Genomic DNA, 19,925 nt, shown 5'->3' with positions numbered 1-19,925 from the left:
ACCATGCCAAATCCACAGCTGTTGCTTTTCCCGCAAGACTCATTGCTTATATTTGTTATAAATGTTAGAATAAATTGAAAAAATGTTGTAATGCGGGTGATTTTATTTTAAAGTACGAAGATTTGTATAAACATAAACTACTTGAGAAGATACTTGATTATTGCAAAGACGGTATTAATGTAGTAAATAGTGATGGAATTTTAGTTTACTCAAATAAAATATCTGCTGACTATGCCAATAGTAATCGGTCAGATATGATAGGTAAACATATTGCAGCTTTTTATCCGCAAGCGGCCGTACTTAAGGTATTAAAGAATAAGAATGCTTTGCTAGACAAAAAGATTCATTATGTTGGAAAAAAGAAATATGTGATAAGCTCTTATCCAATATACATAGATAACGAATTTCAAGGAGCCTTTTCGGTGTTCCAAGATATTCAAGAGATTGAAGAACTTAATAACAGAATAAAGAGTTTGGAACTCCATCTGACCCTAAGTAGACCGGAAGACAATATTAGTTCTGTTATTGGTAATACGGGGAGTCTTCAGAATGTACTAGTTAGGGCTAAAAGAACTGTAGGATCATTAGCGGGCCCTAGACATTCCATCATAATTGGTGAATCTGGAACTGGTAAAACAATGCTAGCCAATCTTATATATAAGTACGCCATAGATGTTGGTGTGCTTGATAAGAAAGCCCCTTTTATTGAAATAAACTGTGGCCAATTTACAAATCCTGATATTGCTGCCGTAGAGATATTTGGAAGTGAAGAAGGAGCCTATACAGGCTCCAAACAGAAAAAGGGATTATTTGAACAAGCCAATGGTGGGATTTTATTTCTTGATGAAGCTCATGCCCTGGAAAAGTACCAGACGCTTCTTCTCAAGGCAATCGAATCCGGTCGTATTCGAAGGATTGGCTGCAGTCGAGATATAGCTGTTGATGTAATAATCATAGCAGCCTCTACAAAAAACCTAAAAGAAGAAATGCTGCCAGAACTTTATCAACGTTTGGCACAATACGAGTTATATATTCCATCATTAATGGAGAGGAGCTTTGAGGAAAAAAGGAGTTTATTTAATCATTTTGTAGATAAATATATTCGTGCCGTAGAGAATCTTCATGGAATAAATTTTAATCTAAGTTTTAATAAAGATGCTGAAGAAGCAATTTTGAGTGCAAACTATCCTAGAAATATACGTCAGTTGAGAGATGTTATAAACTACAGCATAGACGCATCAACTCCCTTAATATCTGACATCAAAGGCAAGGATACTATTTACGTAATAGTGGACAAAGAGCATCTTCCCTTTGAACCTGACGATCAATCTGTAACAACTAAGGCAAAACATGAAAAGAAAATCAACTTAGACAAAAGGGCTGAGATAATTATCAAAGACTACCATAACCTAGGTTACGGTCCCCGACGTATAGCACAAAAAATGCTTAATGAAGGATATGAAATTGAGTATTATCGTATAGCTTACTATTTGCGCAAGCTAAAAAGCCAATTTTGATTTATCTTTATAGAATTGGTTACATTAACTAGGCAGAAGAGAAAAGGTTTTGTAAAAATAAAAGAAAACGAAACAACCGAAGATTTACAGAGGCTCAGCTTATTTTTATAAGACGTATCCGCCGTTCCTAGGTTTTGCCAATAACTGCTTACTTATCAGTCAGGATATTCTAAATTAAATATTATACGGGGAAAATATGGTAGATTTACATATACATACAGCTGCAAGTGGCGATGGGGAATATTCACCACAAGAAATAGTCAAACTAGCGAAAACTAATCAGCTTCAAGCTATCGCAATAACTGATCACGATACGGTTTATAATGTTGAAGAAGCAATATATTGGGGCAAAAATTGTGGAATTGAAGTCATACCAGGCTGCGAATTTTCTACTATATATAAAGAAAAATGGCTGCATGTTCTAGGGTATTTCATTGATTATACCCACCCCGACATAACGCATTGGTGTGATATAATTGAAAAAGGCCGCAAAGAAAACATTGATGCGCAGATTGCCAGATTACGTGAGGCGGGGTTTTATTTAGATAAAGAAAAGGTATTGGAGAATGGCCCGCAGCCCATGCCGATTTGTTATAGCCAGGCTATTTTTCTTGATGACCGTAATACCCATAATCGGCTTTTGAATCAATACAGATTTCAGGACAACCATATATTGCAATTTTGCATTGACTGGATCGTTACTGGTCGACCATATAACGCTCCTCGATACATTCCGGGGGTGCAAGATGTTATTCGTCTTATCGTACAGAGTGGAGGTGTTCCTGTCCTGGCGCATCCGGCTGCTACTCTCAGCATTTCTGATGATTCCTTGCTTCGTGATCTTTTGGAGTTCGGACTTATGGGTATCGAGGCTTTTACTACTTGGCATACGAAAGAACAGGAAGATCATTATTTCCAGTTTTGTCGGAAGAGCGGGATCATCGCTACGTGTGGTAGCGATTTTCATGGAAAAAGTAAACCACATATTCGAATTGGACAGGTAAGGAACAACAGTTACGAAGTAGTTGAACTCTTAAAGTGGTTGAACTGTGGTAAGTGATTTCTTCTTTCTTGTGTCTCTAAATTGCTGTTTGGATGCGATTTAAACATAAAATTACTAGTTAAGAAAAATATTAGGAGATAGTAGAATATGAAAAAGAAGATAACGCTTATAAATTTTAAAAAATACAGGCAAGAAGACCAAAACTCTAGTTATATGAGGAAAAGTATGATAGATGCGCTCCACCCTTCCTAAGTATTGCCTCAATGTGGCCTGTGAGGGTTCTGATATATGAAAAAAGGGGCTCAACCTAAATCAGAAGAAATCGCGATTAAAATACGAGATGCAATTCTACTCAAGAAGGAACTATCCCCGGGGGATAGATTACCTGACGAACGCACAATGGCAATACAGTTTGGTGTTAGCCGTACCTCAATAAGAGAAGCAGTTAAAACTCTGGAAGCTAATGGGGTTTTAGTCATTAAAAAGGCGTTGGGAATTTTTGTAGCGGAAAATCCAGGAATGTCTTCCGATCCGTTAGGCATGAGTTTTATGCAGGATAAAAAAAGATGATGCGAGATTGGTATTCTGTACGCTTAGCGTTAGAAACTGAAATAATGCGTATGATCGTGGAGAATGCTACAGATGAGGAAATTAAAGAAATTGCCAAGTTGGAATTGGAGGATTTTCATAATCCTTGACTACTAAACTAGCTCCTACTTGATTTTACAGGTAGGAGCTTTTGGTTGTCTGATGAAAAGTATACGCTTCTAGGCGTGTGGTTCCAGAAGTTTATGGCTATAAACAACAGAAGCAGCAGCTTCCTTTGGTAGTGTCAAGAAAGTTTCGCAAAAAGGTTTGCAGTCCTAGGTAGTAAAATCAGTCATCACTAAAATCCGACTCAGGGTCGGTATTTTCTAGATGTTTCATATTCATATACTTTTTACTGCCCCACTGGGTTCCAGCAACGTGGCGAAGGCGGGCGCAGACCAGCATCAGAGCGGACTGCCCATCCGGGAAAGCACCCACGACCCTGGTTCGCCGCCTGATCTCCCGGTTGAGTCTCTCAATCACATTGTTAGTCCGGATTCTTGTCCAGTGCTCGCCGGGAAAGTCGGCATAAGCAAGCGTTTCCTCGATGCTTTCCTCGATTTTGGCCGCCGCTTCTTTGAGTTTCATGTCGCGCAAGCTTTTTGCTACCTGTGCCGCCTTTTCCCGGGCAGCGGACTTGCTTTCCTGCGCATGAATCGCTTTGAGCATTTTCGCAACCGTTTTGACCTTGGAGCGGGGAACAACTGAAAAGACATTGCGGTAAAAGTGAACAGTGCAGCGCTGGTATTTGGCCTGGGGGAAGACCTCATTTGCCGCTGCCAGCATCCCTTGGCATTTATCACCAATGATCAGTTGGACGCCTGTTAAACCGCGGCTTTTCAGCCATTTGAAGAATTCCAGCCAACTGACTTTGTCTTCTTTCATGCCTTCGGCCGCTCCCAGCACTTCACGGTAGCCGTCTTCGTTGACGGCAATCGCCACCAATACGCTCACATTCTCATATTCACCGCCCCAGTTGCGGCGTAAGTAAATGCCGTCGACGTAAACATAGGGATACTTACCACTTTGCAGCGGCCGACTGCGCCACTCTTCAATGTGGACATAGGCCTTCTTATTCAACTCACTGATGGTGGACGGCGATACCTTGCTGCCCCACAGAGCCTCGGTGATGTCTTCCACTCGCCGGACGGATACGCCAGCTAGATACATTTCGATGAGCGCTTCTTCTACGGAACTTTCCCGCCGGCGATAGCGTTCGATAATGGCGGTTTCAAAAGGAATGCCCTTGAGCTTGGGAACTTTCAGCGTGACATCGCCGGAGGTAGTAGTCAACCGCCTGTCGTAGTGACCGGAGCGGTAACCTTGACGGGTTTCAGTACGCTCATATCGGGCCGCCTGGGTTAGGTCTTTGGCTTCCTGATCCAGCAAGTTATTGAGCGTTTCCTCCACGCTGCTACGCACCAGTTCCTTCAGTTCTACCTTGATGATTTCTTCATTCAACTGTATAATTTCTTTGGACATGTTTGCTCTTCCCCTTTCGGTAAATGGTGTGTGGTGACTTCATTTTACCGGGGAACTGCAAACTTGTCCTCTTTTTTAGCCGTATTTCAATTTGCGAAACTTATTGTACCTTATCCTTCCTTTGTTAGGATTACGCGATCAATGGCGCTATAGTGGAGGAAGGAAAAAAATAGGCATACCTACACCGGTAAATAAGACACTGACCAAGCTGGTTAAGACGGTAGAAAAGCGTGGAAAAATTTGAGAAGTATTACAGAGAAATGTAAGTTTTTTCATTTTTGTTATGTTGTCTAGTTTAAACCTCAGTGTAGTGTACGCCAGTGGGAATCGGCTCAGTCACAAATAAAACATATCAAAAGAAAGTTTATTTTACAAAGGCTACAGAATTAAAGTTATATACAAAGAAATTATAGTTTACTTGTCATTTGGTGTTACGAAAAATAATAATCTTTTGTAATTTGGTATTGTGTTTTATAATGAAGATAATTATAAACAAGTCAGGATGAGTTTATTTTGAATCCATTTTTTAAGCAAGTGTACGCCGTTGTCGAGCAAATACCTTACGGCAGAGTGGTATCATATGGCCAGATCGCCCGGATGTTGGGACGCCCCCGCGCGGCGCGTGTGGTCGGTTGGGCTATGCGTTGTTGCCCGGAGCATTTGCCGTGGCAACGGGTCGTTATGGCGGACGGCTCCATTACAGGCGGCATGTATGCAAATATACGCAAGGCTCTTTTGGTAGCCGAAGGTGTGACATTCCTAATGGATGGCCGCGTTGATATGAAGTCGTGCAGTTGGCCCGGGTGAACTGTTAATCAAGTATAAATGCTATTATGGATGTTACGTGGCATTATGCTTATACTGTGAAATCATACTTTCTTTGCCAATTCTTCACGTTTTAACTGTTTGTGCAATTTCATATGGCAACCGCTACAAAGGGGAATAAGATATTTTATAGGGTCGCTAACTTTCGTGGTGATACTCCACGATGGATGCACTTTTATTGATTAAGCCTAATAAAGAATTGGAAGCCGAAAGAGAGCATTTTGAAAAATGAAAAAGCTAATAATTATCAATGGTACAATGGGGGTTGGCAAGAGCGCGGTATGTAGACAGCTGCTTAAGATTTTGCCGCCGGGAGTTTGGTTGGATGGTGACTGGTGTTGGAATATGAACCCGTTTGTTGTTTCGGAAGAAAACAAAGCGATGGTGCTGGACAACATCTGCTATCTGCTCAAATCGTTTTTGAATAATACTGGGTACGAGTATGTAATTTTCTGCTGGGTAATCCATCAAGAGGATATTTTCAATCAATTACTGATGCGGCTGCAAGGTTGGGAGTTTGAACTTCATAAAATATCGCTAATATGTTCCGAGCAGGCACTGGCAGCTCGCCTGCAATACGATGTGGAGGCAGGTATCCGTAATCGTGATATTATTGAAAGAAGCATACCCCGACTTGCTTTATACCATTCTATGGATACAAAAAAAATTGATGTGAGTGATATTACAGCGGAACAGGCGGCAATAGAAATTAAACACCTTGTACGCCGCAACTGATTATGTATGCTGGATGGAATGCTTTGGACAAATTGCGAGGTGAAAAAATGCCCTTCTTTATAAATGATTGGATAGATGAACTTGTAACAAAAATAAAAAATGAATATAGAGATAGGGTTGCCTTTATCGGTTTGCAGGGAAGCTACAAACGAAAAGAAGCGAATGATAGCAGTGATATAGATATTGTGGTTATTCTGAATGAGCTAACTATGAAAGATCTGCAAAAATATCGGGCTATAATTTCCCAAATGCCTTATAAGGAAAAAGCCTGCGGATTTATTTCCGGACAAAGTGAAATTTCAAATTGGGAAAAATCCGATTTATTTTAATTCTATTATGATACGCAGCCAATCTACGGTAGTATAGACTATTTGCTGCCGCTCATTAGCAAAGATGATGTTAAACGTGCTATAAAAATAGGTGCGTGCAATCTGTATCATGCGTGCTGCCATAATTTCATCTTTAAAGACAGCCCCGAAACGTTATCGGCACTTTACAAGCCGGCATTTTTTATTTTGCAGGCCAAATATTTTGATGAAACAAATCAATATATAAGCAGCAAGACAGATCTGGAAAAACATTTAAAAGGGATAGATAAAGAGATAATGAATATTTGTATGGATAGAAAAAAGCTAACCGCAATGAATGGAACGGATTTAGCCTCATATTACGATAAAATCATTGCTTGGAGCAGTAAACTTTTGCAAACCTACTGATGAGGTGGCAAGCATTGAAAAAAGACTTATCAGCGATGTCATTGAAAGAATTGTGGGAGTTATTTCCCATTATCCTAAAAGAGTACAATCCCCAATATAAAGAATGGTATAAAATCGAAGAAAGACAACTTTTTAATTGTATCAACAATGTGTATATAAAACGTATCAACCATATTGGAAGCAGTGCGGTAGAAGGAATGATTTCAAAGCCGACTGTGGATATTTTATTAGAATTAGAAAATAATTGTCACATTACAAATCTAATTGAAACCCTAAAAACTAATGGCTGGATACTTATGTCAAGTGAGTATGGGCCGGATTTGAGACTTGTATTTAATAAAGGATATACAACGGATGGATTTGCTGAAAAAGTATATCATCTTCATGTTAGGTATCTGGGCGATTGGGATGAGCTATATTTTAGAGATTATCTGAAAGTAGGAGGATTTTGATGGAGAAAAACGAAAAGATGTTTCAAAAGATTTTTGAATGCTTGGCTGACTCGGGAAGAAGACCAAAACTGTTTGAACCAGGCGAGACTTTATTTTGGGATGACCCGCACATTTCAAAGAGTATGCTTGAAAATCATTTAAATCCCAATGTTGACGGTGCGAGTAGAAGGACGGAGTCTATTGAAAAAACAGTAGAGCATCTTCTTGGTGCTTCAATTATAAACCAAGGTGATAAGGTGCTTGATTTGGGATGCGGACCAGGTCTGTATAGCAGTAGACTTTGTATGCATGGCATAAAGGTAACGGGTATTGATATTTCGAGAAGATCAATCAATTATGCGCGGAAGAAAGCTGGAGAGCAAGGGTTAAGCATTGATTATATTTGCGGAAGCTTTTTTGATATTGACTATGATGGTGTGTTCGATTGTGTGCAACAAATATATGGGGAGTTATGTACCTTTTCTGACGAGACGCGGAATCGGTTGCTTGGGCTTATTCACAGAGCATTGAAAGATGGCGGACGGTTTATTTTTGATGTCTCCACTCATAATTTAAGGATGAGTGAAGGAATAAAAAACAGGTGGTACTATTCTGATGGTGGTTTTTGGCGGCCCAATAGGCATATAGTTCTGGAACAGGGATTTGGTTATCCCAAACAGGATACTTGGCTAGATCAATATACTGTTATAGATGAAGCCGGCGAGATTAAAACATACCGGCTTTGGTTTCACGACTATTCATTGCCGACGATTTCACAGGTATTGAACAATAATGGCTTTGAAATAGAATACGTTTGCAGTGCTCTTGACGGTACAGAATATAAGGAGAGTAGCGACTGGATAGCTGTAGTAGCCAGAAAGGTATAGGAACCCCCGGGTAAAATATTGTCGAACCTTTCCGCGAAACTTCAATTTCGCGAATCAGTATCACGTAGCTATCAAATGACACGTCGAGTACGTAGCGTTGATAGAACGGAAATGAGGGGGCGGGAAAACGAAAAAAAGAATTTGTCGCTATGCTTCAGTGTTGGTATTATAGAAATGTACTTAAAACAAAATGAGGGGCGAAAATAATATCTCAGCGCAAACGTTTTGCAAAATTTCATGCTCGAACGGCTGCTGGAACGGATTTCGGTATCTTCCTACTGTGAGAATTTGGCGGATTTTTGGTCGCTGCGCTGGTAGGACTTGATACACGGGCGACCATGGATATGGATGCTACGGTGAAAGGGATGCCGGTCAATCCTGATACGATAATGAAGATGTTTGAGGAGGATGTTGCTAACATCGATAATCGATTGATAACTTTCGTACATACGTCGAGTCAGTAATTCTCCTGCAAAGAAGAGAAACCGCAAATAGTGTATAATATAATTCTAATCAGTAAATTACTTAAAAAGATAAGGAAAGAAGGAGAAAATTATGAATTATAAGGAAGTACTGGAAAATGCACGTACCTGTATCGGTAGTTACTGCAAGGCATGCAATGTCTGCAATGGTATTGTCTGTAAAAACAGCATTCCTGGACCAGGGGCAAAGGGCGTTGGAGACACAGCCATCCGCAACTACCAGAAATGGCAGGAGATTCGTGTCAATATGGATACACTCTGTCAGAGCAGACCAGTAGATACAACATTGAAATTATTTGGACAGACGTTCAAATATCCATTTTTTGCGGGACCTGTTGGTGCGGTAAATATGCACTACAGTGATAAATTTAGCGATATGACTTATAATGATATTCTGGTTTCTGCCTGCATGGAAAATGGAATAGCTGCGTTTACCGGTGATGGTACAAATCCGAAAGTCATGGAGAGTGCAACAGCGGCAATAGCTAAGGTGAATGGTCGTGGTATTCCTACTATTAAACCATGGAATATGGATACAATTAACGAGAAAATGGATCTGGTACATAAGGCAGCAGCTTTTGCTGTTGCCATGGATATAGATGCAGCCGGATTGCCTTTCTTAAAAAATATGACACCTCCGGCTGGTGGGAAATCAGTTGATGAGCTTCGTCGCATTTCCGAAATTGCAGGTGTTCCGTTTATTGTAAAAGGGATAATGAACATAAAGGGCGCACTGAAGGCCAAAGAAGCAGGAGCAAAAGCAATTGTTGTTTCTAACCATGGCGGCAGGGTGCTGGATCAGTGTCCGTCAACTGCGGAAGTGCTTCCTGAAATCGCAGAGGCTGTCGGAAGCGAGATGAAGATTCTTGTTGATGGTGGTATCCGTTCTGGTACAGATATTTTCAAGGCCCTAGCACTTGGTGCAGACGGTGTCCTAATCTGTCGTCCGTTTGTAACAGCTGTCTATGGCGGTGAAAAGGAGGGCGTGAAGATTTATATTGAAAAATTGGCTGAAGAATTAAAGGATACGATGGCGATGTGTGGTGCTTTTAGCCTGAGTGAGATTACAAAGGATATGGTACGTAGATAATGAATTTCGCCAAAAAGCTTAATTAACTAGAAATAACTTATAATGAAATCCCTGTCCCCCCTGTTTTTCTTAAGGGTGGTAACGAGTCAAAGACGTTAAGGCTTGAACAAAGTGAAAGCCGGCGTTTTTAGGCGCTGGTCGGTAGCAGCCCCTTATAGGAGCGAACAAACCCACCCGTTGGACGAGTGGGTTTGATTGTTGCATGAATAAAATTGATACAGGCGCTTGACTGCGTTTAGGAATTACGGTACAGGGTGAGATTGCACAGGAATAAGAGGGATGCGTTGTATGAGCAAATTGTCCAAACTGCCCAACATAGGCAAAATATTAGAAGCAAATCTGCTGGCTGTCGGCATTGAAACGCCGGAGCAGCTCCGGGAGATTGGTGCGAAGGAAGCGTTTCGCCGCATCCGTCTCCAGCGCGACCCCGGCGCCTGCCTCCACATGCTGTACGGGATACAGGGCGCAATCCTTGGTATTCTGGATACACTTATGCCTGCTGATACCAAACTGGAATTAAAAGCATTTTTCCATAGTTTATCAAAAGAATAGCGCGAAGGAAGATGGCCTATTCTTGAAATCCCGGAAGCAATCATTATTGCGGCGCAACTCAATCAAACCATAAAGGACAAGCGCATAGAAAAGGTGACATGGGTCCCACAAAGTCGCGCGGTTTTCCGGTGGTCCTTCCCGGGGAAAACTTAAAAAAAGTCTGTGAGTATTTGGACACGCTCATTTATGACATAAAATGCCTTGATTGGCTTGCGGCATAAGCAGCATACCGGGGTAGACAACCGACTTAGTTTAGATAATCTTACAAAAGTCACCACCACCAATGCTAGTTATGAACTTTTGCCGTATCATCGTATGGGGCAGCCGAAGTACCAATCACTAGGCCGAGAGTATCCTTTGGGAAACGTAATGCTGAGTGAATCTGTCATGCGACAGCTGGCAAAATCAGTTGAGGAAAAATAAAAAACCAACTTGTACGGACATCCTGATGATGGTATAATATAACTACGTTAACGTTTGGTAGATAATTTTTATAAACGTAAAGGTGGGTAATGTTTACTGTAGATAAAACGGACGCAATGCCCCTGCACTTGCAGGTTAGAAATGTTTTGCGCAATGAAATATTAAAAGGGACTTATACAGAGAAGATACCCTCGGAATATGAACTTATGGAAATGTTTAGCGTCAGCCGGGCAACCATTAGGAGAGCTGTTCGTACGCTGACGGAGGAAGGAGTGCTCGAAACAAAGCAAGGTCTCGGTACCTTCGTTTCGGCGAGATCAATCGAAGAATGGTTGGGGAATCTTAGTACGTATTTTGAAATCGTTCAGGATATGGGAATGAAACCAAACATTAGATTGTTAAGTCAAGGCATTGTCCCTTCACCGCAAGATGTTGCTGTTATATTTGGGACTAAGGAGATTTATGAAACGAATCGACTGCGGCTAGCGAATGATGTGCCGATCGTAGTGGAAAAGCAGTATTATCCTTTGAAAATAGGGCAAAAACTGGCTGAGGTAGACTTAAATAATGCATCTACCTATGAGATTTTGGAAAATGAGATAGGCATTACGTTATGGGAAGCTAAGCAAACCATTACGGCGATTATTCCTACAGCAGAAGAAAAAAAGTTATTGAATTTGTCGGCTGCACCCAGTTGTGCATTACTTTCTAAACGTTTGGTGGTTGATTTGGAAGGTAAACCGTGGGAATATGAAAAAAGTCTGTATCGGGCGGATATGTATTCATTTCGCATCAATCTAACACGTAAGAGAAAAAGATGACAGTGGCTGCGAACATGTTATAACTGATTAGAAAAAAACTAAAGGTTGTAGCGCCATAACAGCCTCATAACTCACTATACGACTGATTAGAAACAACTAAAGGTCGGAGAGCATAACTTGCTTTCCGACCTTTTAGTTTTAGGAGGATGTACTATGAGAGAATATAATGTTAGCACAGAAAAACTTATTGAAATGGATAGGGAATGTTTGTGGCACCATATTACGCAGCACAAAGCATTTGAAAGTAAAGAACCACCCATTATGGTGGAAGGGCATGGTGCTTATGTGAAGGATGTTCATGGCAGAGAGTATTTGGATGCTCTGGCCGGTGGCGTATGGTGTGTCAATGCAGGATATGGCCGGAGTTCGATCGCTGAAGCCGTTCACAAACAATTACTGCAGCTTTCTTATTATGCTGGTAGTGCAGGGAATCCGCCGGCTATTTTACTGGCTAAAAAACTGACTGAATTGCTGCCGCATTTTCAGCGGGTTTATCTGTCGAACAGCGGTTCAGAAGCGAATGAAAAGGCCTTTAAGATATCCCGGCAGTATAATCGTCTCGTTCATCCTAAGCAGGATAAATACAAGATTTTATATCGTGAGCGGGATTACCATGGTACAACGCTGGGTGCGTTAAGCGCTACGGGTCAGGGAGAGCGGACAAAGGGATATGAACCGTTGGTTCCTGGTTTCGCTGGTATTCCGCCTGTATATTGCTATCGTTGTCCGTTTAATAAGAATTACCCTGGCTGCAATTTAGAGTGCGCGCACGCCTTAGAAGACGTCATTCGAAAAGAAGGTCCGGATAGTGTTGGCGCGTTGATCTTAGAACCCATCACTGCTGGTGGGGGCATTATTATTCCCGTCGATGAGTATTTTAGCGTGATTCAAGAGATCTGCCGTAAGTATGAGGTTTTGCTAATTGTGGATGAGGTGGTGACTGGATTTGGCAGGACAGGCAAAGCCTTTGGTCACAGTCATTGGGAGGTGAAACCGGATATTCTCACGACGGCCAAAGGTATTACTAGTTCTTATATGCCACTATCAGCAACTATAACAACCGAAGAACTATTCAATGCGTTTAAGCATGAACCTCAACAGCATTTGGATTATTTCCGTGACATCAGTACGTTTGGCGGCAGCGCCGGCGCTTGCGCAGCAGCGTTAGAAAACATAAAGATCATTGAGGAAGAGGAACTAATTTTAAATAGCGCTCGTATTGGAAACTATTTAGCAAATCGGCTAAGGGAGTTTGCTGATTTGCCAATGATTGGAGATGTTCGTGGCAAAGGACTATTTATCGGTATAGAACTGGTAACTGACAAACAATCTAAGACTCCAGCCAGTGAGGCGTATATGGCTGAAGTGGTTGGCAAAGTCGCTGCAGAGGGAGTACTTATAGGGAAAATGAATCGTAGTGTGCCGGGACACAATAACGTGCTGACCATGGCTCCGCCGCTTATTCTTACGCAAAATGAGGCCGATCGCATTGCGGCTGCAATTCAGAAAGCCTTGGAGAGCATGAAGTAATACCTGCAATGCGACAAGAATAGGGGATGGATAACATGAAAGATTCTGAACAGGTTTTAGCAGCTTGTCAACAGGTGGAAGTCTCATTTATTAAGGATTGGCAAGCCCTTGTTGCGATTGATTCACCCACGTGTTGCCAAGATGGCTTGGCGCAAATGGGCGATTTTATAGTAAATAAACTGATTGGGCTGGGTGCGACAGTGGTTACGTACCCTGTGAATGATGGACAGGACGGCTACAATGTGGTGGGAACGATTGAAGGAAATGGAGGGGGCAGCATACTGCTTTTAGTACATATGGATACGGTATTTCCAGTAGGGGCCGCCGTAGAGAGACCGTTCCATATTGATGACGAAGGGATAGCTCATGGTCCGGGTGTTTCGGATGATAAAGCAGGCATTGTGCAATGTTTGCATGCGTTGGAAATTTTGCGGAATCTAGGATATACAGCGTATAAAAAAATCACCCTACTAGCCAACTGTCAAGAGGAAAATGGTTCACATGAAACTAGGGAACTAATCATGAAACTGGCGCGCGAGCATGATTGTGTATTGTGCGCTGAAGCGGGTCTGCCAGGTGATGGAATTTGCACAAAGCGTGTGGGCAGCGGTAATTTAGTAACGGAGGTAAAAGGGCGGACGGCTCATGCGGCCTATCCGTGGCAAGGATACAACGCAGCAGATGAGTTAGCATATCAGGTATTGCACCTGAATCAATTAGCAAATCAAGAAGCCGGTACCATTATTACTACACGCATTTTGGAAGCGGGAATGGATAACGTCGAAAAGAACGTGGTGCCTGATCAAGCTAGAGCAGTTATGCGTGTGTATGCGCATAGTCCTGAAGAAATGGATCGTGTAGAACAAGCCGCATGGGCATTAGCTCAGAAAACGCAAATTTCCGGCACGCAAGTGACATCTAGCTTTCAGTTGGCCTTCCCGCCTTTTGTACAATCGGCAAAGAACCTAAAACTGGCCGGATTAGCCCAACAGGTTTATCAAGAAATTGGGCTTACGCTTACGCTCGCCAGCGGTGCTGCCGCGACAGATGCCGGATGGGCGGCAGCTGTTAATGAAGCAACATTATGCAGTGTGGGTCCCGTCAGTAATGGACAGAACCATACGGTTCAGGAAGGCGCAGATGTAAAATCAATAGTTCCCCGGTTGTATCTTTTGACGCGCTTATTAATGGAACTTGGTCTACAGGAGTGTATTTAGCAGATATAGCAACAACTTAGAGGAGGAATTTTTATGGTAGTATTATCACCGCAAGAAGAACGCATTCAGCAGGAAATCGCCGGAAAAGCGGCGCAGCATCGTCCGAGAACGAATGCTATTTTAGAAGGCTTTAAAAATTTACGTCCGGTAATTGACGTAGAAAGGGCTCGTTATTTTACGGAGTCTTTTCGGCAAACCGAGGGGGAGCCGCTTATTTTACGCTGGGCGAAGGCCATGAAACACATTGCAGAACACATTACCGTCTATATTGATGAGCATCAATTGCTGGTAGGACGGAGCGGCGGCATTGGGCGCTATGGTATTTTATATCCAGAATTAGATGGCGATTTTTTAGATATTGGCTTAGCAGAACTTCCTAAACGGGTCGGCGCACCGTTCAATATTGCACCTGAAGATGTGCAGATTGTGGTTAATGAAATCGCACCATATTGGCGAGGTAAGACCTTTCATGAACACTTGGTTCAAGCGTTACCAAAGGAAACTCTCAAATATACTTATAATCCCGACAATGTACTGGAATCTCGATTTATCGTCAATGAGACCGCTTCATTTCGCTCCTCCATCCAGTGGGTACATGATTATGAAAAAGTACTCAAAAAGGGATTTAAGAAAATTAAAGAGGAAGCGGAAGAAGAATTATCGCGACTGGACCCTCTTAGCGCACGAGATTCTTTGGAGAAAGCTCCTTTTCTGCAATCAGTTGTTTTGGCATCGGAAGCAATTATACTCTGGGCGAAGCGCCATGCGGCACTGGCGCGCCAACTGGCGAACTCGGAACAAAACCCTGTGCGTAGGCAGGAATTATTAGAAATTGCTGAAGTGTGCGAATGGGTGCCGGAAAATCCGGCGCGTAATTTCCGGGAAGCGATGCAATCCCAATGGTTTACGCAAATGTTTTCCCGCATGGAACAAAAAACGGGCACGATTATTTCTAATGGTCGAATGGATCAGTATTTGTATTCGTATTATCAAAGGGATATGGAAGTCGGCGTACTTACTGAGGAAAAGGTACTTGAACTCTTAGAATGCATGTGGTTGGCTATGGCGCAGTTTATTGATTTATATATTTCTCCCACCGGCGGGTCATTTAATGAAGGTTATGCTCATTGGGAGGCAGTGACCATTGGGGGACAAACGCCTGGCGGACAAGATGCCACCAACACTCTGACATATCTCTTTTTACAATCCAAGCGGGAATTTCCTTTGCACTATCCGGATTTAGCGGCAAGAATTCATACGCGTTCACCGCAACGCTATCTCTATGAAGTGGCGGAAACAATTAAGGAAGGCTCGGGCTTTCCTAAACTGATCAATGATGAAGAAGTGGTGCCCTTATTATTGTCAAAAGGCGCAACGTTTGCGGAAGCCTATGACTATGCGGTATCTGGTTGTTCGGAAGCGAGGATGCCAAACCGTGATACGTATACGAGTCCCTGCGCATATATCAATTTCCCGGCAGCATTAGAAATGACACTGCATAATGGCAAAATGAGAAAATACGGTAATGAGCAAATTGGGTTGGCGTTGGGTGATCCAGCAGCATGGCAGGATTGGGAAACTTTTTGGCAGGCGTATGTTAAGCAGCACATCAACTTTTTGAAACAGGCCTTTATTCAGCAGCATGTCATTATCCGGCTTCGTCCGCAGCATTTTGCTTGGCCATTAGGTTCCGCGCTGCATGATCTTTGCATGAAAGAGTATAAAGATATTCACGAATCGCGCATTGAGGGTGGCATCGACTTAGGGTATTTTGAATTTATGGGATATGCTACGGTAGTGGATTCTCTGGCAGCTATTAAAAAATTGGTATATGAAGAAAAACGCCTGAGTATCCCGGAATTAATAACTGCGCTAGAAACGAACTTTGAAGGGCATGAATTTACCAGACAGCTCCTATTGCATGCTCCTAAGTACGGCAATAACAATGAGTATGCGGATTCTATCGCTAAGCAGCTGGATAAGGAATGCTTGGAATTTACTCGTAAATATTCTAAAGAATTAGGAGTTCATCTCGATCTTCGCTTAGTGCCGTTTACTTCTCATGTGCCGTTTGGCAAGGTAGTGAGCGCTACGCCGGATGGCCGAAAGGAATATACGCCACTGTCTGATGGTTCATCGGCCTCGCAAGGGGCGGACAGTAAAGGGCCAACCGCAGTGCTGCTTTCTAACTATGCCTCAAAAAATCCAGATTATCGGGAACGGGCGTCGCGGCTTCTCAATGTAAAGCTGAGTCCGTCGGTGGTGGCGGGCGAAAAAGGCACAGAAAAGCTGGTATCCTTCATTAGAACTTGGTGTGATTTGCGTTTGTGGCATGTTCAGTTTAATGTTATTAATCGGCAAACTTTGCTCGAAGCTAAAAAAGATCCAGAAAAATATCGTAGCCTTATTGTGAGAATTGCTGGTTACAGTGCTTACTTTGTTGATTTGTCGGCAGATTTACAGGATGACTTAATTTCCAGAACGGAACATACGGGCTGGTAGGCAGGTATGAGTTGATAAAAGGAGCTAGATATGAGATGGACACGATCTATATAAATGGCACGATTATTACCATGGATGGCAGCGATATGATCGCCGAGGCTGTAGCTATTAGTGGCGGACGCATTCAAGCCATAGGTTCGGAAAAGGATATTTTGTACCTGCGTACGGCAGGGACGCAAATTATTGATTTGGACGGCAAAACCATGCTGCCAGGCTTTATTGATGCGCACAGCCATTTTCCTATGTCAGGTGCAAATTCCTTATATCGTGTAGATTTAGCTAGCCCGCCGATTGGAACTACAAGCAACATGGCTGCAGTAATTTTGCGCCTGCAGGAAAAAGCAAAGCAAACCCCAGTAGGGGAATGGATTGTGGGTGTTGGCTATGACGATACGCTGCTCGCAGAAAACAGACATCCCAATCGCCTGGATTTAGATAAAGTTTCAACAGATCATCCAGTTGCAGCAATTCATTGCTCCATGCACCGCTTTGTGGTAAATTCAGCGGCGCTGAAGAGGCTGGGTATTAATAGAGAGGCAGGTGTTCCGCAGAGTGGATATATTGAACGTGATGCCCTTACTAATGAGCCGACGGGGCTTTTTGTAGAAACAGGATTTCAATATATTGCTGAGGCGTTAGCACTTACACATAGCCAGCAGCTGTCAGCCATTCAGCAAGCGGCGGTGGAGTATGCGGCACGAGGAATCACGACTACACAGGTAGGCTATCTGTCTGATATTGATTTTCTGGGTAATTTAAAAACAGCCATAAAGCAAAAAGAACTGCCGCTAAGGGTTATTGTTTGGGCATGCCCGCACATTCTCGATGAGATACAGCAACAGAATATACTGAAAGGAGTTGATCCGGACAGACTCTCTCTAACTTCGGGCAAATTATTTTTCGATGGTTCCATTCAAATTTATACAGCCTATTTGAGTAAGCCCTATTATGTCATTCCGCATGATTTGCCAACCGATTATAGCGGCTGGCCAGCAATCAAACGGGATGATCTGTTTGGGCAGATTGAAAAACTCCACTGCGAAGGCTGGCAGGTGGCGGTTCATTGTAATGGCGATGCCGCCATTGATGCTGCATTGGATGCGTTTGCTGGGGCACAACAAAAATATTCCCGTCAAAATACGCGTCACGTTATCGTGCATGCGCAGACGGTAAGAGAAGACCAGTTAGACCGGATGAAACAATTGGGAATAATACCCTCTTTTTTTAGTCTGCATACGTATTATTGGGGTGATCGTCATGCGGCAATCTTTGTAGGGCCTGAACGCGCTTTTCGCATGAATCCGGCGCATTCAGCCGTTATCAGGGATATGCGCTTTACCATTCATTCCGATACGCCGGTGGTGCCCATAAATCCGCTGTTTTTAGCATGGTCAGCCGTACAGCGCCAAACGGCGAGCGGGCAAATCATTGGTGAAAAGCAAAGGATTACACCATTAGACGCCTTGAAGGCACTGACCATACATGCTGCATGGCAAAGTTTCACTGAGACAACCAGGGGTTCGATTGAACCGGGTAAATTTGCCGATTTAGTTATTTTATCAGACAATCCGCTATCTGGCAGAGTGGAATTGAAGGATATCCGAGTGTTGGAAACTATTGTTGAGGGACAGAGTATCTATACAGAGTAGATCTTTAGCAAACTATATATTTAATTTCAGGGAGATGGTATAATGAAAAAATTTTTACGCAATATTGTATTGGCATGCATGATAGTTTTTTTCGCGGTAGCGTTGTCTGGCTGCGGTGGTAAGACAGCAACCGAGAAAGCAGAAAAACCTGTGGCGAAAACTCCGCTAACCGTTCATTATGGCTATCAGCCGGGGCATGTTCAGATCGTAGTTGCGAGGGAAATGGGCTGGCTTAAAGAAGAGTTTGAAAAAGACGAGATTACTTTTGAACTGGAAAAATTCGCTTCCGGTCCGGCTATGAATGAAGCATTTGCTGGCAACCGCATTGACTTTGGGCAAGTTGGCGATCAACCGGCTATTCAGCTTAAATCCAATAATGTTGATGTTAAGGCCATTGGCGTTTATAGCAATGGGACAAAAATAACCGGATTAATAGCTGCGAACGGTGCAAACATTAATTCACCTGCAGATTTAAAAGGAAAAAAGGTTGGTTTTGTGGTAGGTTCTGTTTCCCATCAGTTGCTATATATTTATCTGAAGTCGGCTGGGCTAAAGCCGAATGATATTCAGCAAGTAAATCTGGCGTCGTCAGATATTTTATCCTCGATTGCATCTAATCATATTGATGCGGCAGTTATTTGGGAACCTACTCTGTCCAATGTTGTAGCGTCGGGAGCCGGTAAACTTGTTACGGATGCTACGGGATATAAAGAAAATATTAATGTAATTGTCGGTCGCAGTGAGTTTTTAAGCAAATATCCAGACATCACGGTACGATTGCTAAAAGTGTTGGATCGGGCTGAGAAGTGGATTAAAGCCAATCCAGACAAAGCGTTAGAGATTATTGCCAAAAATTCTGGGTTTAAGCCTGAGGTATTAAGGCCAGGCTTTGAAAACGTAATTTTTGATCTGCGCCTGACCGATGAGGCTGTTAAGTCGATTGCGGAAACCGCGGTATTTTTGAAAGAAAACAAATTAATTCGCAATGACGTAAATGTGAAGGATTTTGTGGATGATCAGTATTTAAAGGCGGCAGGAATTCAATAAGATAATATGCTCTCTTTGAGAAGGTGAGATTTTTATTAGTATTTACATAGTAATAGGCTGATTAGAAAAACTAGAGGCCAAAGAGAGTTGTGTAAAATAGCTTTCTTTGGCCTTTATATTAGACAACCATGGCTTGAGGTTACTGTTTTAAACTATCTATGGTTCTTTAGGTGAGTGAAATGATGATCAACTACCGAAATTATGAGCAATCGGGGCTGACACAGCTAAGTTATCGACTAATTTTTGTACTCTTTTCTTTCCTTGCTGGTCTCAATTGCTGAAATGTAAATAGCAATTAAATAAAATATGAGCATTTCCATTTTTAATGTTCTCCTCATAATATTTCTTGGGTTTGATTAAAGTATAGTCCTGGTACATTGATCTGTGAAATTGGCAATGGTTATTGCATCAATAAGGTTTTCTTAGCA

22 protein-coding genes are annotated in these 19,925 nt (G+C 42.4%); 21 read left to right on the top strand and 1 reads right to left on the bottom strand.

Annotation, left to right across the window (positions count from 1 at the left end; all coding sequences use genetic code 11):
- The first annotated feature begins 74 nt into the window (after positions 1-74).
- From SALPA_RS01805 to SALPA_RS30685, 4 genes are all read left to right on the top strand, one after another.
- Entirely contained in the window at positions 75-1,517 is a 1,443-nt protein-coding gene (locus SALPA_RS01805; RefSeq protein WP_145088998.1) for a sigma 54-interacting transcriptional regulator, read from the top strand.
- Positions 1,518-1,713: 196 nt separating this feature from the next.
- Complete coding sequence (locus tag SALPA_RS01800) at positions 1,714-2,577, top strand: PHP domain-containing protein (protein WP_145088995.1); 864 nt, start codon at positions 1,714-1,716, stop codon at positions 2,575-2,577.
- A 231-nt stretch (positions 2,578-2,808) separates the two neighbouring features.
- Complete coding sequence (locus tag SALPA_RS01795) at positions 2,809-3,090, top strand: FadR/GntR family transcriptional regulator (RefSeq protein WP_145088992.1); 282 nt, start codon at positions 2,809-2,811, stop codon at positions 3,088-3,090.
- Positions 3,087-3,218, top strand: a complete 132-nt coding sequence (locus SALPA_RS30685) for a hypothetical protein (RefSeq protein ID WP_255450719.1) — start codon at positions 3,087-3,089, stop codon at positions 3,216-3,218. The genes SALPA_RS01795 and SALPA_RS30685 overlap by 4 nt, the downstream gene beginning before the upstream one ends.
- Before the next feature lie 178 nt (positions 3,219-3,396).
- Here SALPA_RS30685 and SALPA_RS01790 read toward each other — a convergent pair whose 3' ends face one another.
- Entirely contained in the window at positions 3,397-4,590 is a 1,194-nt protein-coding gene (locus SALPA_RS01790; RefSeq protein WP_145088854.1) for an IS256 family transposase, read from the bottom strand.
- A 91-nt stretch (positions 4,591-4,681) separates the two neighbouring features.
- Between SALPA_RS01790 and SALPA_RS29435 the strand changes: the two genes are divergently transcribed.
- The 17 genes from SALPA_RS29435 (at position 4,682) to SALPA_RS01720 (ending at position 19,497) form a co-directional block, all read left to right on the top strand.
- Positions 4,682-4,834, top strand: a complete 153-nt coding sequence (locus tag SALPA_RS29435; RefSeq protein WP_222427817.1) for a hypothetical protein — start codon at positions 4,682-4,684, stop codon at positions 4,832-4,834.
- 269 nt (positions 4,835-5,103) lie between these two features.
- Positions 5,104-5,397, top strand: coding sequence for an MGMT family protein (locus tag SALPA_RS01785; protein ID WP_145088989.1), 294 nt, complete (start codon positions 5,104-5,106; stop codon positions 5,395-5,397).
- A gap of 246 nt (positions 5,398-5,643) precedes the next feature.
- A complete protein-coding gene (locus tag SALPA_RS01780) occupies positions 5,644-6,150 on the top strand; it encodes an AAA family ATPase (protein WP_145088986.1) in 507 nt (168 codons plus the stop codon).
- 23 nt (positions 6,151-6,173) lie between these two features.
- Positions 6,174-6,479 carry a nucleotidyltransferase domain-containing protein gene (locus SALPA_RS01775; protein WP_186450860.1) on the top strand — a complete coding sequence of 102 codons (306 nt, stop codon included), beginning with the start codon at positions 6,174-6,176 and terminating at the stop codon, positions 6,477-6,479.
- A 186-nt stretch (positions 6,480-6,665) separates the two neighbouring features.
- Entirely contained in the window at positions 6,666-6,866 is a 201-nt protein-coding gene (locus SALPA_RS29430; RefSeq protein ID WP_222427816.1) for a hypothetical protein, read from the top strand.
- 14 nt (positions 6,867-6,880) lie between these two features.
- A complete protein-coding gene (locus SALPA_RS01770) occupies positions 6,881-7,318 on the top strand; it encodes a GrpB family protein (RefSeq protein WP_186450859.1) in 438 nt (145 codons plus the stop codon).
- Positions 7,318-8,184: a class I SAM-dependent methyltransferase gene (locus tag SALPA_RS01765; protein ID WP_145088980.1), complete on the top strand. Its 867-nt coding sequence runs from the start codon at positions 7,318-7,320 to the stop codon at positions 8,182-8,184. The genes SALPA_RS01770 and SALPA_RS01765 overlap by 1 nt, the downstream gene beginning before the upstream one ends.
- A gap of 299 nt (positions 8,185-8,483) precedes the next feature.
- Positions 8,484-8,648 carry a hypothetical protein gene (locus SALPA_RS29425; RefSeq protein WP_222427815.1) on the top strand — a complete coding sequence of 55 codons (165 nt, stop codon included), beginning with the start codon at positions 8,484-8,486 and terminating at the stop codon, positions 8,646-8,648.
- A 91-nt stretch (positions 8,649-8,739) separates the two neighbouring features.
- On the top strand, positions 8,740-9,756 hold the full coding sequence (locus tag SALPA_RS01755) for an alpha-hydroxy-acid oxidizing protein (RefSeq protein ID WP_145088977.1): 1,017 nt from the start codon (positions 8,740-8,742) through the stop codon (positions 9,754-9,756).
- A 288-nt stretch (positions 9,757-10,044) separates the two neighbouring features.
- Entirely contained in the window at positions 10,045-10,308 is a 264-nt protein-coding gene (locus tag SALPA_RS01750) for a TfoX/Sxy family protein (RefSeq protein WP_145088974.1), read from the top strand.
- Between the two features lie 201 nt (positions 10,309-10,509).
- On the top strand, positions 10,510-10,731 hold the full coding sequence (locus SALPA_RS29420) for a hypothetical protein (RefSeq protein WP_222427814.1): 222 nt from the start codon (positions 10,510-10,512) through the stop codon (positions 10,729-10,731).
- An 89-nt stretch (positions 10,732-10,820) separates the two neighbouring features.
- Complete coding sequence (locus SALPA_RS01745) at positions 10,821-11,552, top strand: GntR family transcriptional regulator (protein ID WP_145088970.1); 732 nt, start codon at positions 10,821-10,823, stop codon at positions 11,550-11,552.
- Between the two features lie 153 nt (positions 11,553-11,705).
- Entirely contained in the window at positions 11,706-13,082 is a 1,377-nt protein-coding gene (locus tag SALPA_RS01740) for an aminotransferase (RefSeq protein WP_145088967.1), read from the top strand.
- A gap of 35 nt (positions 13,083-13,117) precedes the next feature.
- The gene (locus SALPA_RS01735) at positions 13,118-14,299 is read left to right on the top strand and encodes a M20/M25/M40 family metallo-hydrolase (RefSeq protein WP_186450858.1); all 1,182 of its coding nucleotides are present in this window, start codon (positions 13,118-13,120) and stop codon (positions 14,297-14,299) included.
- Between the two features lie 33 nt (positions 14,300-14,332).
- A complete protein-coding gene (locus tag SALPA_RS01730; protein ID WP_145088961.1) occupies positions 14,333-16,801 on the top strand; it encodes a pyruvate formate lyase family protein in 2,469 nt (822 codons plus the stop codon).
- A 35-nt stretch (positions 16,802-16,836) separates the two neighbouring features.
- The gene (locus tag SALPA_RS01725) at positions 16,837-18,450 is read left to right on the top strand and encodes an amidohydrolase (protein WP_145088958.1); all 1,614 of its coding nucleotides are present in this window, start codon (positions 16,837-16,839) and stop codon (positions 18,448-18,450) included.
- Positions 18,451-18,492: 42 nt separating this feature from the next.
- Entirely contained in the window at positions 18,493-19,497 is a 1,005-nt protein-coding gene (locus tag SALPA_RS01720; RefSeq protein ID WP_145088956.1) for an ABC transporter substrate-binding protein, read from the top strand.
- The last annotated feature ends 428 nt before the right edge of the window (positions 19,498-19,925 follow it).

Source organism: Sporomusa sp. KB1, from assembly GCF_007830295.1.
In the GTDB taxonomy this organism is placed as follows: domain Bacteria; phylum Bacillota; class Negativicutes; order Sporomusales; family Sporomusaceae; genus Sporomusa.
Note: the sequence above shows the minus strand (reverse complement) of the source record. Positions and strands in the feature narration are given on the sequence as shown.